The organism is Paenibacillus sp. FSL W8-0919 (genome assembly GCF_038003785.1).
Lineage (GTDB): Bacteria > Bacillota > Bacilli > Paenibacillales > Paenibacillaceae > Paenibacillus_AQ > Paenibacillus_AQ lactis.
The window spans coordinates 1,287,974-1,301,437 of the sequence record NZ_JBBOPV010000001.1; the positions used below are offsets into that span (position 1 = coordinate 1,287,974).

Consider the following 13,464-nt stretch of genomic DNA (forward strand, 5'->3'; position numbering starts at 1 on the left):
CCGTGATGCAATGCATATGTTTTTCAATCGCCCTCCGTCATCGGTGACCTACTCGATCAGTCCGGCTGCAAGCAGTCCGTGAATAAGTGGATAAAGCCCCCCTCAAAGAGATTGTACTGATAATTTGCCGTCTTCGTACATTACACAAGTGGAAAACAAGGCTTTCCCAGTGTTGTATACCCGTAAATATTATTTTCTTTTTCATCATTTCAAGGTCGATGATGTTATTATTTTTGATGCTGCTGTCACAAAAGGAGCTGCATTGGTGTTTTAAGGATGTAGGCAGGAGGGGGTAAGTTTTTGGATAGTCATTACAGAGAGTATAAATCAAACTCAGAAGAAATTGAGATGCTGGTTGAAAGGACTAAGCTTGGTGATAAGGAAGCTTTCGCTTCAATTATTAAAAACTTTGAAAAACCAATGTATATCTATTGTTACCATATGCTCAAAAGCAAGGAAGAAGCCGAGGACGCTCTACAAGAAATATTTATTAAAGTGTATGAACAGATACATAAGTATCGTCCAAATATGAGTTTCTCGGCATGGCTGTACAAAATTGCCTACAATTACAGTCTGAATCAAATCCGCAGCAAAAAAAGGTGGCTTCGTTTTATAGATCGTTATAAATATGATCAGCCTGAGACCCCGACTCAGCAAATAGACAGTCAAACGACACTGAAGGATTTTCTAAATTCACTGACGATCGAAGAGAGACATATATTAGTTCTCCGGGCGATTCATCGATATAACTTCAATGAGATTAGTGAAATCATGAATATGAAACCGGCAACCGTGCGCAAAAAGTATGAACGCCTTCGCAAAAAACTGCAGACGAAGGAAGTTAATGAAGGAGGAACAGTGAATGCGTCGATCACCTAATCCATCTAAAATCGTAAGTATTCATCAGGTGGAGCAAATGATTCGGGATACGGAGACGCCAGAGCACAGCATGAGTCAACAGATTGTAGAAAAGCTCGAATCCAAAAGCGTGTCAAGACAAAAGCCATTCCTCACAAGAAGAGTGGGCGTTATCGCAGCGGCATTGGTTGCTTTTTGTGTGTCTCTAACTCCTGTCATGGCTCAAGCCATAGAGCGGCTATCTTTGCTTGAATATATTAATCCGTTTGCCAAAGAAATGAAAAGTAGTCCAAATGAGAAGGTGGATACCGTTTATTCACGAGATTTGGATGGGAATAAGAAATTTCATACGGGGATGATTCCCTTTGAGGACATTGAGGACCAGGAGTTTAAAAGCCAGCTGCAAAAGGTTTGGGATGAGATTTTCCCTCAAGGAGAAGGAATTAATGATGTGATTATGTACGAATATAAACCGAACACATTTCACATAGAGGCGCGAAACGACAATAATTCCATCGAATTTGACCAAGGTAAATGGTATTATGCGCAGCAAACGATTGAAGAGGAGCAGGTTCCAGATGCAACAAAGGATGCAGCGGACCAAGCTTTTCATAAAGTTGGGGATTTTAAAGAAAGTGAACGGTCAGTAAATCAAATGATCTTAAGACCCGATCAAAATCCGGTGTATAAGTTCATGTATCGTACACACAAGGGTTCTATCCTCATTGATGTACAAAAAAATACGAATCAGATCACAAGGGTTGTAGCTTTTCCGCTGTCGGATCAACTTAATCAATTGGATGATAAAAATAAATATCATGATTTAGTTGAGAAAACAAAAGCAATTGAGCTGGACAAGATTCATGAGGAGGCAGTGAAACAGGCTAAAGCATGGATGAATTTGGATTTGGCTGATTATAACGTAGCCAAACTTGAATCACGGTTTGATACATTAACGTTCACAAAAGAGGGTTCTCCAGACGTGACTGCGTTGTTCACCTCTAAAGGAACGATCTATTCTATTAAAATTGAGCTAAAGCAATTATCTGAAAAAGGTACGGACTAATCAGAAGGTGCAGGGTTTAAGCTGAATTAAATGGCAAAAGCTGTCCTGCCTGGCAGGTTGAAGGTGCTGCTCTGCCCGTCTAAGGCAGAGAGAGGGGGTGATGACTACTGGTCTTCTATAGATTTATTTCAACGTGACTGAAGCATTCCATTAAAAAGCTGTGGGTAATAAATTATAAAGGAGTTTATTCGTATGAACAAAAAGATAATTTTTCCTATCATCGGAGCAGCCTTATTATCAGGAAGTCTGCTTGGATATGATACACCGATTCAAGCCAATTCGCATAACAACGAGAATGTGAACATTAAGCAAGATGCTAAATCTGAGCAGACGCTTATGCAAAAGGCCCAGGGTAAGCTTAAAGAATTGACAGGAAATACGTATACGTTGATTCAAGGAACTGCTGCAAAAGAATCTATCCATTTAAAAAGAGAGAACTTCAAGGACGATATCATCGCCTATAAAGCTAACGGAAAGCTCGAAACGATCAGTATTAAAATCAATTATGAAGATTTAAACGGTGGGAAATATCAAACCAAACTGAAGGAAACGTGGGAAGCTTTGTTCCCAGGGGAAGAACCGAAATATGTGAGCATCTCAGAGTCAATCTACTATGTGGGCACCATCTCATCGAATGCTATGCAAAATAAGCAAATTTATATGCAAGAGAATGGCGAGGCTTATGGCGTAAATTATGCTCCTGACGATGCCCCGGCAAGCGTGCAGAAGGAGGCTGATCTGGTTCTGTCCAAGCTTACTGATGGAAAGGTCAAGCAGGGTGCTAAGTTGGATCGTATGTATGTCCTTGATGGCAAACCCAATGTGTATCAATATAAGTATAAATCAGAAGCTATGGAAGTCAGCTTTGCCATTGAAGAACAAACACTGGAACTGCTCCAAGCAGATGTATATCATTCCGATGGTAAAGGGGTAGACAGTTATGAAGAATTCCAGAAAAGAGAAAAAGAAAAAAGTGAAAAGATCAAGAAGTTAACGTTAGACACTTTGATGAAGAACGCAGTGAAAGACGCAAAAACGATGTTAAACCTGGATTTGAAAGGGTATAAGGCAGCAAGAGGAGCGAATGCATGGGATGAGGATTATATGACGTTCACAAAAGAAGGGGCTCCTTCAGTTACTGCTAGATTTAATAAAGACGGATCGTTTAGCAGCTTTACCATTGATAAGTATAATCAGACAATCGATTTTTATGGAATGACCATCGTAGGTCCTCCAAATGAAGAACTCAAATTGTTAATTGACTAATATGAATGGAAAAGTAGCTTGAGATGCTCCTATATTTCATTATCACCATGAGAGCAAAAGAAAGGAGTTCATTGAAATGAACAAAAAGATAATTTTCCCTATGCTCGGGGTAGCGTTATTATCAGGAAGTTTGCTGGGGTGCCAAACACCTGCTCAGGCTGATGCACCTAACACGGTAAATATCAATGCTTCACAGAATGTTAAGGCGGATCAGAAGCTTATACAGCAGGCTCAGGATAAACTGAAAGAGCTAACAGGAAATACCTATAAGTTAATTCAGGGAACAGCCATGAAAGATTTGGTGAGTTTTAAAAGAGAGAATTTCAAATATGATGTTATTACTTATAAAAAGAATGGAAAGCTTGAAAGCATCAATATTAACGTCAACTATGAAGATTTAAATGGCGGAAAATATCAAACTGAGCTGGGGAAAACGTGGGAAGCTTTGTTCCCAGGGGAAACACCAAAGTATGTGAGTATCTCAGAGTCAAACTACAGTGTGGGTACAATCTCATCGAATGCCAAGCAAAATAAACAAGTTTATATGGAAGAGAATGGCGAGGTGCATGGCGTAAATTATGCCCCTGACGATGCCCCTGCAAGCGTGGAGAAGAAGGCTGCTCAGGTATTATCCAAGCTTACCAATGGAAAGGTCAAGCAGGGGGCTAAGCTGGATCGTGTGTTTGTCCGTGATGGCAAACCGAATGTGTATCAATATAAGTATAAATCCAAAACGATGAATGCGAGCTTTGCCATTGAAGAAAAAACGCTGGAACTGCTTCAAGCAGGCGTATATCAGAGTAATGGTAAAAGCATAGATAATTACAAAGAATTCCAAAAGAAAGAAAAAGAAAAAGATGCAAAGATCAAGAAGCTGACATTGGATACATTAATGAAGAATGCAGTGAAAGACGCAAAAACGATGTTAAATCTGGATTTGAAAGGATATAAGGGAGCAAGAGGAACAAATGCATGGGACAAGGATCAAATGACGTTCACCAAAAAAGGGGCTCCCACAGTCATTGCCACAGTGGATGCAGACGGATCGTTTAACGAATTTATAGTAGAGAAGTATGGTCAGCATCTCAGTTTCGACGGAAACACGATCGTAGGGCCTGCAAATGAGGGACCAAAATTATTAATCAACTAATTCTAAATGTGGAAATCTTGACGCGGTGATTTTATCAGGCAGCTTTCTCAAAATGAGTTCGGTACTGTACCGGGCTCATTTTTTATTTTTGGCTTCATCCAGCATTTGATTTGCGTATTCCATCTGTGATAAAAGATCTGGGTCATACCCTTGAATTTATGCCAATTTCCTATCCTTCATAAATTTAGTCATAAAAAAATGCACCTGCATTATTTCATCTTTGCCTGATTTTTCGATCCAATCTCTGGATTTCTATGAGAGAATATAGAATGATGGGGTGAATGAAATGAACGGAATAGTAAAGATATTGGTCGTAGAAGATGATAATGAAATAAATAAATTACTGTGCGAAATTATAGCCAATAGTGGTTATGTTCCGCAGCCGGCTTATTCCGGCACAGAGGCTTTGTTGTATTTGGCGAATAAGCAGGAGTGGAGCATGGTCCTGCTCGATCTGATGCTTCCCGGTCGAAGCGGCGAAGAAATCCTTGAACAGTTAGGACCGGATCGACAACTGCCGGTTATCATTATATCGGCCAAAGGGGAACAGCAGACAAAAGTCGCCGTTTTACGAATGGGAGCGGACGACTACATTACAAAACCATTTGATGTTGAAGAGGTATCGGCAAGAATCGACATCCATCTTGGCAGATATCGACGTGTCGCGCAGCCCGATCCGATCCGGCAATTGACGTACAAGGATATTCTGCTGAACATAGATACGAAGACGGTATCGGTCAACGGTTCCGATGTGATCCTGACCGCGAGGGAATTTGCGGTGCTTGAACTCTTAATGTCTTATCCCAAGAAAGTATATACGAAGCAGAATCTATTTGAAGCGGCGTGGGGAGACGCTTACTTGGGGGAGGACAATACGATTACCGTACATGTGAGCAATTTAAGAAAAAAATTGGCCCAGGCAAACCCGGAGGCCGAGTATATTGAGACGATCTGGGGAATGGGGTATCGACTGAAAGGATGAATTAATAGTTTCTTAATAGTTTATTTAATCTTCTATTAGGATTTGATGATTAGTATGATGTTCATCAGCTGAAATAGGAGAGTGTAACATGAGAAAATTTCTACTCATAGTAATAACAATAGCACTTCTGTCCCCGTTTTTTTATCTTCCTCAACCAACCCTTGCCGCTGCGCCTGTACTCGACAAGGAAACGGTAGACGACTATATTGAACGTTATTTGGGACGGAATGGACTGCCTGGTGCTTCGATTGTTATCGTTAAGGATGGCGAGATCATCCATGCGCAAGGCTATGGGCATGATTCCGAGGGCAGTCCCATAACGGAACACTCGTTAATGAGAATTGGTTCCGTGTCTAAAACATTTACCGCATTTGCAATACTGCAGCTCGTGGATGAAGGAGCCATTCAACTGGATGACCCGGTCATCCGCCATTTGCCTAAGCTGACGATGGATGATAACAGATTCGGACAAGTGACCATACGCCATCTGCTTAGCCATACATCCGGGATTCCCAACCCAACCATTGTGCCTAAGGCGGATACCTTGGAACAAGGCGTTAGTCGTCTTCACTCCTGGAAGCTTCAATCCAACCCCGGGGAGAGGCATTTCTATAGCAATGCGAACTATTGGATCTTGGCATGGCTGGTGGAGAACGTAAGCGGCATGGAGTTCGCTGCGTATCTTGACACAAAGGTGTTTTCCCCACTCGGTATGGACGACTCGCTCTCGCCTGTGAACTCTAGGGTTGCGATTCCAGGGTTGCCTCGCGGGCATGTGACGGCCTACGGTACAGCAATTCCAATATCAGAGATGGAGATCATGTTCAGTGGAGCAGGGGGAATCGTTACTACAGCAGCAGATATGGGAAAATGGCTCTCCATGCATACCGATGATGGGGTAAGCCCATCAGGAGTTAGACTATTGTCTTCATCCTTATTGGAGGAATCTTATTCCCCGCAGCCTGGTAGTGAGCATTACGGTCTAGGCTGGTCGCTTAGTTCTTCGGGTGTTGCGCCGCAACGAATACAGCATAGTGGAGCATTATCAAGCTATCAAGCTCAACAAAGCATCGTACTAAGCAGCGGTTATGCCATAGCTGTAATCCTTAACAGCTTCACAACGACCTTCGAGCATGCATACGAGATGAGCTCAGGGATTATTCAGCTGACCGAGGGACAAGCACCTGCGATAAAGGCACCTGTGCCTACCATCATTGATTTATCGCTTGGATTTCTTACTTTGTTGTATGCAAGCTTTGGGATCAGGGGAATCCTGCGCAGTAAAAAGTGGTCTGATCAGCGCCAGCACCATTCCGCTGTGCGTTACTATCTGCGGTTAATCCCTCAATTGATTCCTATTGCGGGAATAGGATGGTTAATGTTTGTTGTTCCGGAGCTGCAGGACAATAGCTCGACGACCTTGGATGTGTTTCGACTATGGCCGGCTTTGGCGATCCTGTTATCGATCATCTTCTTATGTGCGGTGTTCATGACGGGTGGGACAGACTGTTCTGGCAACCATCGATTTGACGAAGAAATACAAGGAACAGACCGCCCTGGAGCATGTCAACTTGGTCGTGGAAAAGGGAGATATATACGGCTTTATCGGGCAGAACGGAGCAGGAAAAAGTACGTTGCTGCGTATCGTGACTGCCATGGCCCGGCCAACGAGCGGATCTGTCCGTTTGTTTGGAGAAAGCAGCGAGGCGGGGTTGATTGAAGCCCGGAAGCGCGTAGGGGCGATTATTGAAAGCCCTGCGTTATATCCTGATATGACGGCCCGCGATAATCTTGAAGTCCATCGGCTGCTCCGGGGCATCCCGGGTAAGGCATGCATATCGAAAGCGCTTGCCCTCGTCGGACTACAGGATACGGGGAAGAAGAAGGCGAAGAACTTCTCACTCGGCATGAAGCAGCGCTTGGGCTTGGCAATCGCCTTGCTGGGCGACCCGGAGCTGCTTATACTCGACGAACCGACGAATGGCCTTGACCCTGGAGGCATCGTGGAACTTAGAGAACTGGTCAAGGAGCTGAATCGCGAGTTGGAATTAACGATTCTGATCTCCAGCCATATTTTGAGCGAGCTTCATCAGATGGCAACGAAGTACGGCATTATCCATGAAGGCAGACTGTTGGAGCAAATGACCCATGAACAGTTAAATGAGAAGTGCAAGCAGCATCTACGCATCCGAGTTGATGATCCAAGCAAGGCCGCAACTGTTCTCGAGATGGAACTGGGCACCCAGGATTATGAAGTTTTGCAGGACGGTACGATCAAGCTTTACAGCCTCTATCATGATGTCAGAAGGGTATCTATGGCTTTGACAAGCAGCGGTCTGGTCATTGAATATTTTGCGCCAGACGGGGATGACTTGGAAAGCTATTTTACTAAACGGGTTGGGGGCGGATTCCATGATTAATTTATTGCGCATGGAGCTGTTCAAACTCGGCAAAAATAGGATGTTTTGGACACTAATGATCATTGTAACGGTTGTTTTTGCTCTCCTGCACGTTCTAATTACCATCGGATGGTGGAAGATGGATAATATGTTTATGGGCGCGGGTCTGGAAATGTTCTCTTCGCTTGCACTTGCTACAGCCCCATTCTACTTCATGCTATTCTTGTGTACGTTTGCCGGATTTTTTGTGGCGAATGACTTTACAATAGGAGTCGCCAAGAACATTGTCATGAGCGGAAACCGCCGAAGTCATATCTTTTTAGCTAAGTTTATCGTCTTGGCACTCGGTTCCATGGTTCTAGCTGGTGTATGTCCGTTCATTGTAATCATAGGCGGGAAGGTATTATTCGGATTCGGAGAAATGACAGACCCGTCGGCCTTGGGCTATTTGGCAAGAGCAGTAGGCTTGTTCCTCATTCATATGCTGGCCCTAGTTGCCTTATTGATGCTGATCGCGGTGCTTGCGGAAGATAGCGGGAAAACCATTATTATTTCGATCGTAATTGCATTGTTCATCTCCGTAGCAGAAGTTCTAAGACCGTTGCCAGGGGTTCTGGAAGCGATGTATCGCTATTCGATATTCCATCATCTTATCGACTCCTTCCGAATCCGGATGACATACGCCGATGTGATCCAGTCTTTGTTGGTTGGATTCAGCAGCCTTCTAATTTTGGTGTTCTTCGGGATTCTGGTGTTTAAGAGGAAAGAGATTAAATAATAAGATAGTAAGGGAGAGGAAAAATGATCTATATAGCGATCGCTGCAGTTCTGTTTATGTTCATTTTTCTCTTTCGCCTTGTGATGGTCAAGAAGGAGATGAGACGCTTATCCAGCCAGGTCGAACGCTTTCATAAAGGCTTAAGCGGGAAGAAGGTTGATATTGCTTTACTGGACAAAGATATCGAAGGGCTTGCCGGAAATATTAATCAATTGATGGATCTGGCGGTCCAATCGAACAGGGAGCGAATACGCAGTGATCGCGAATTGAGACAAGCGATCGCTAATATGTCTCATGATTTGAGGACGCCGCTAACGGCTATAATCGGATATACCAAATTATTGGGGGCTAGTTCGGTTACAGAAGAGAAAAGGCAGGAGTATTTATCCACCATCAGAGCAACTGCCGATCGCTTACACCTATTACTTCAGGAATTCTTCGAATTGCCTCTCGTGCAATCTGCTGATTATGAACTTAAGCTTGAACCGGTACACATGAATGCATTGTTGTGGGAAGTGCTGACCGGATTTTATGATCAATTTAACGAGCGACATCTGGAACCGGACCTGCAAATAACGGATGAAGTGCTGATTGCCAACGCGGATCCGTCAGCGGTTAAACGTGTAATCGAAAACCTAATCAGCAATGTGCTCCGGCATGCGACAGGCGATGTAGCGATTAGCTTGAAAGAAGCAGGCGGGAACATCGTGCTCATCTTCAGGAATGAAGCAAATAACTTGAGCGAGCAAGACTTAGACAGGCTGTTTGACCGCTTCTACACAGCGGATCGATCCAGATCAAGTCGAAGAACAGGCTTGGGTTTAACCATCGCCCGTAGTCTCATGTTAAAGATGAACGGGCGGCTGACCGCTGAGCTTAATGACGGGTACGTGGAGATGAGATGCGAGTGGAAAAGAAATTTGCCTTACTTATGATACTGTGAACCGTATCGTAAGTAAGGCAAGTTTTTTTGGCGTTCAATAATGCTGCTTTTTTGTTATTTAAAGAGGGCATCCATTATGGAAGCGAGTTTTTCCTTATATGCCAATTTGAAGTCGTAGCAACTGTAGATTGGCTGATCGGGGCCTGCGTCATGGCAGTGCTTTTTTTATACAAGCTGTTATTCAACGGTGTTTTTCGTTGCCTTATACATCTTTTCTGTGTATTTGTCGATTTCATCTCGTGACATGCGCAAGCGGGCCACAGAAGAACCATATCCGATTTCCATTTTGCCTTTTGCTAATTCGTTGAAGATTCCATCCGCGAAGGCTTCTAATGGCTCGCCATGCGTATGCAATCCCGCACCGCCTAAATCTGTATTTACTGCCGGAGGAGCGACTTCGATAACTTCGACAGACGTATCGGACAGCTGATGCCTTAGACTCATCGTAAACGAATGAAGTGCCGCTTTCGTTGCTGAATAAATCGGAGCCATCGCAAACGGTGTAAAAGCTAACCCTGATGTTACGTTAATAATGGTCGCCGATTCTTTTGCTGCAAAAAACGGAGCAAACAGCATAGAGAGATGGAGCGGTGCTTCAAGGTTCGTTATGATTTCTTTGTTGAAATAGCTCCAATTGTTCGTCGCATCTGCTTTCAACACGTTAAAACGTTGTTGGATCCCTGCATTATTAACCAACACATTTACTTCCGGATAGTTTCCTGTTACCCAGTCAAATAACGCTGCACGCTCGGATTCCTTATTCAAATCGCTTACACGAGTTATCAGGCTTGGAAGTTTTTCTTTTGCATGTTGAAGTGCATTTTCCCGCCGTCCAGTAACGATGACTTTATTTCCAGCCTTTATGAACCTTTCTGCAAAGGCTAATCCGATTCCAGCACTTCCACCTGTAATGAGAATTGTATTCCCTGAAAGATTCATGATCGTTCCTCCCTGATTCGATTTGTATAGCGCTTTATTTTTTCATCAATACCTTGCAAGGAGTCTGTCATTAACGAAATCTCATCCAGCACCTTCTGTTTGTGTTTTGTCATCATTTCAAGTCGGCGTTCAATTGTGGCGTCTCCTTCTTGGATCCAATCCATGTACTGCTTAATTTCCCTTATTGGCATGCGAGTATTTTTTAAGCAAATTACGGTTTGAAGGAGCGCCATTTGGACTTCTGAAAATAACCGCCTGCCTGCTTCATCACGCTCAATTCGTGGCAGCAGTCCTTTTTTTTCGTAATAACGCAATGTTGATTCTGGAATATTGAATTTGGCTGAAACTTCGCTAATGGAACAATACTTCATTTGAAGGCCCCCAAATCTTACATTTCAATGTCGACAAGAATAGGATACGACTTAAACCATGGTTTAAGTCAACAGTTAGTTTCCATGCGTGCATATGCCGTTTCAGGCAGCGGTGAGCTGAAATCAGGCATGTCGAATTGTTAATTTGAGTGTTGAGAATATGGGATGTCGGATTTAGGGAAATGAGATACATCTGGAATTGGTAAAGAAGCAAGGACAGTGTGGCTGGGAGAGAGAAAGCCGGGTTGATTCCCCTTATATGCCCCCAGTATCAGATCTCCTTACATGTCGGCATATTCCAGATTGTTTTGTGTGATACTAACCGAAACATCGAGGATAGGGGTCAATGAAGTGATGAATGAATATCAACCGGGACAGATTGTGTATGTAATCATTCGTAACCCGCATGTTCAGGGTGTCGCAAATGTCCAGGAAGCTGCCGTAGTGAATGATCCTGATTCGCCGGGAAATTATGCGCTGTTTATTTATGAGACGTATTACCCATTGAACGATGAGATTGCGGTGTACCCAACAGCAAGTGAAGCTGAGCACGCCTATAGAGAGGCATTCGGTTTATCTGATATGGGGGCGTATTATGGTTAAGCCATTTGTGCCTCAACTCGTATATGTAGAGCCAAGGGCATTGGATTATCCGTTGGGAAGAGAATTAATATCCAAGTTTGAAACCATGGGCATCGAAATCCGCGAGACGACCTCACATAACCAAATTCGGAACCTGCCTGGAGACAATGATTTTCAAAAATATCGAATAGCAAAGTCAACGTTAGTTGTCGGGGTTAGGAAAACTTTAAAATTCGACACTTCAAAGCCTTCGGCAGAGTTTGCTATTCCGTTTGCAACAGGGTGCATGGGCCATTGTCATTATTGTTATTTACAAACGACGATGGGAAGTAAGCCGTACATCCGGACTTATGTCAATATTGACGACATCTTTGAAGCTGCGGACCAATATATGAAAGAGCGAGCCCCTGAGATTACAAGGTTTGAAGCATCATGTACATCGGATATCGCGGGTATTGATCACTTAACCCATACACTCAAGAAGGCTATCGAATACTTTGGTAAGTCTGACTTGGGACAACTACGCTTCGTAACCAAGTTTGCTCATATTGATCATTTACTTGATGCCAAGCATAATGGGCGGACTCGCTTTCGATTTAGTATGAATGACGATTATATTATTAAAAATTTTGAACCAGGTACATCCAGACAGGCAGAGAGGATCGAAGCTGCCAGAAAAGTTGGGGAGGCAGGATATCCATTAGGTTTCATTATTGCCCCTATATATTTGCATGATGGATGGAAAGAGGGCTACAAGGATATGTTCGAGAAATTAGAATCCGCACTTACCCATTCTTCTAAAAAGGATTTGACCTTTGAGCTGATTCAGCATCGCTTTACTAAACCAGCGAAGAATGTCATACAGAAAAACTATCCGATGACGAAGCTGGAACTTGATGAAACGAAGAGAAAGTGGAAGTGGGGGCGGTATGGGATTGGAAAATACGTGTACACTGATCAAGAGCAGGAGGATATTAAAGATACGCTAGGCAGGTATATCCATACTTATTTCCCTAATTCAAAAATTGAGTATTTTACGTAATAAAGCGAATTGAATAAAGATACGCCAAAGAAGAAAGGCACCTGATGGGGTGCCTTTTTGATTTCTCTCTATAGATGTTAAAGTGTCACGTTTTACGCTCCGGAAACGCCTTGTTCGTAAATAACACTCTCCTTGGGTCATCCGAAATGGTGATGACAGGAGAGCCTTTTATCTTAAGGTACCTTTTGGTTAATTAGATGGAAACGAGGTCTTATGCTCCGAGATGAACTGCTCCAGAGAACGCGGTTCTCGCCCGGTTACACGAAATACCGTGTCCGTTACCTGATCCTCCAATCCTTCGAGACGAATGCGGACATCCAGTCCGGCCAAGTATTCGGCATAGCTCCCCGGCAAGCCGGCGGCCTTATGCCTCTCAGTGAGTTCCTCTGGTGTGATATGGATATGCTTGGCGTTCAGGCCGGTAACGCGGCGGATCACCTCGGCCACATCGTCATAAGTGAGGGATTCTGGTCCAGTGATGATAAGCTCCCGGTTATGGGGTTCCTTGTCGGTCAGGGCATGAAAGCCAACAGCTGCAATATCATCTGCGTCGACGAAACCTACCTTGCCGTCTCCGGCTGCAGTATAGATGTGTCCGCTGTGGCGCAAGGAATGCCCGTGCCCATGTCCGGCATCCGTGAAGTTCTGCATGAAATAGGAAGGGCGCAGTACGGCCCATTCGGGGGCATGCTCACGCAGGTAACGGTGAACGGCTCCGAAAACGGGGCCATCTTCCGGAATCGAGGCACTGGATAACAGAACGAATCGCCTAACCGAGGCATCCAGCGCTCTGCGGATAAAAGGAATCATGACTTCTTCAGGATGCATACTTGCAGGTGCAACCAGATATACGGCCTGTACGTCTTTCAGGAGATCAACATGGTTAGAGTCATCGAACCAATCGAATGGGACGTGTTCACCGATTTGTTCCTCCCCGGGCCTCGGCATACTGCGTCCGGCTCTGCGAATCAGATAACCCTGACCGTGCAGCAGCTGTGCAATGCGGGAGGACGTCTTGCCCTGTCCTCCGGTGAGTAGAATACGAGTGGATGATTCATTATGCATACGGTTATCTCCTTCAGTTCTCA

At 44.0% G+C, this 13,464-nt stretch carries 13 protein-coding genes and 1 pseudogene; 11 read left to right on the top strand and 3 right to left on the bottom strand.

Features of this window, described 5'->3' with window-relative positions:
• Positions 1-300 precede the first annotated feature (300 nt).
• The 9 genes and pseudogenes from NST44_RS05615 (at position 301) to NST44_RS05655 (ending at position 9,434) form a co-directional block, all read left to right on the top strand.
• Positions 301-879 carry an RNA polymerase sigma factor gene (locus tag NST44_RS05615; RefSeq protein ID WP_210094159.1) on the top strand — a complete coding sequence of 193 codons (579 nt, stop codon included), beginning with the start codon at positions 301-303 and terminating at the stop codon, positions 877-879.
• Entirely contained in the window at positions 863-1,924 is a 1,062-nt protein-coding gene (locus NST44_RS05620) for a hypothetical protein (protein WP_340898250.1), read from the top strand. Before NST44_RS05615 ends, NST44_RS05620 begins: the two co-directional genes overlap by 17 nt.
• 192 nt (positions 1,925-2,116) lie before the next feature.
• A complete protein-coding gene (locus NST44_RS05625) occupies positions 2,117-3,190 on the top strand; it encodes a hypothetical protein (RefSeq protein ID WP_340898253.1) in 1,074 nt (357 codons plus the stop codon).
• A gap of 76 nt (positions 3,191-3,266) precedes the next feature.
• Positions 3,267-4,340: a hypothetical protein gene (locus NST44_RS05630; RefSeq protein ID WP_340898257.1), complete on the top strand. Its 1,074-nt coding sequence runs from the start codon at positions 3,267-3,269 to the stop codon at positions 4,338-4,340.
• Positions 4,341-4,626: 286 nt separating this feature from the next.
• Positions 4,627-5,322, top strand: a complete 696-nt coding sequence (locus NST44_RS05635; protein WP_040738336.1) for a response regulator transcription factor — start codon at positions 4,627-4,629, stop codon at positions 5,320-5,322.
• Positions 5,323-5,410: 88 nt separating this feature from the next.
• Positions 5,411-6,448: pseudogene (locus tag NST44_RS05640) on the top strand (serine hydrolase domain-containing protein); the annotation flags it as partial.
• A gap of 370 nt (positions 6,449-6,818) precedes the next feature.
• On the top strand, positions 6,819-7,742 hold the full coding sequence (locus NST44_RS05645; RefSeq protein WP_007129160.1) for an ABC transporter ATP-binding protein: 924 nt from the start codon (positions 6,819-6,821) through the stop codon (positions 7,740-7,742).
• Positions 7,735-8,499 carry an ABC transporter permease gene (locus NST44_RS05650; RefSeq protein ID WP_007129159.1) on the top strand — a complete coding sequence of 255 codons (765 nt, stop codon included), beginning with the start codon at positions 7,735-7,737 and terminating at the stop codon, positions 8,497-8,499. The genes NST44_RS05645 and NST44_RS05650 overlap by 8 nt, the downstream gene beginning before the upstream one ends.
• 23 nt (positions 8,500-8,522) lie before the next feature.
• Positions 8,523-9,434, top strand: a complete 912-nt coding sequence (locus tag NST44_RS05655) for a sensor histidine kinase (protein ID WP_007129158.1) — start codon at positions 8,523-8,525, stop codon at positions 9,432-9,434.
• Between the two features lie 185 nt (positions 9,435-9,619).
• Here NST44_RS05655 and NST44_RS05660 read toward each other — a convergent pair whose 3' ends face one another.
• Both NST44_RS05660 and NST44_RS05665 read right to left on the bottom strand, forming a co-directional pair.
• Entirely contained in the window at positions 9,620-10,381 is a 762-nt protein-coding gene (locus tag NST44_RS05660; RefSeq protein ID WP_007129157.1) for an SDR family oxidoreductase, read from the bottom strand.
• Positions 10,378-10,752: a MerR family transcriptional regulator gene (locus NST44_RS05665; protein WP_007129156.1), complete on the bottom strand. Its 375-nt coding sequence runs from the start codon at positions 10,750-10,752 to the stop codon at positions 10,378-10,380. Before NST44_RS05665 ends, NST44_RS05660 begins: the two co-directional genes overlap by 4 nt.
• 354 nt (positions 10,753-11,106) lie before the next feature.
• On the opposite strand from NST44_RS05665, the gene NST44_RS05670 reads away from it, so the two are divergent.
• Positions 11,107-11,355: a transcriptional regulator SplA domain-containing protein gene (locus NST44_RS05670; protein ID WP_007129155.1), complete on the top strand. Its 249-nt coding sequence runs from the start codon at positions 11,107-11,109 to the stop codon at positions 11,353-11,355.
• Positions 11,348-12,376 carry a spore photoproduct lyase gene (splB, locus tag NST44_RS05675; protein WP_007129154.1) on the top strand — a complete coding sequence of 343 codons (1,029 nt, stop codon included), beginning with the start codon at positions 11,348-11,350 and terminating at the stop codon, positions 12,374-12,376. The genes NST44_RS05670 and splB overlap by 8 nt, the downstream gene beginning before the upstream one ends.
• 189 nt (positions 12,377-12,565) lie before the next feature.
• Here the strand turns inward: splB and NST44_RS05680 are convergent, their stop codons facing one another.
• Positions 12,566-13,441, bottom strand: a complete 876-nt coding sequence (locus NST44_RS05680; RefSeq protein WP_007129153.1) for an NmrA family NAD(P)-binding protein — start codon at positions 13,439-13,441, stop codon at positions 12,566-12,568.
• Positions 13,442-13,464: the final 23 nt, after the last annotated feature.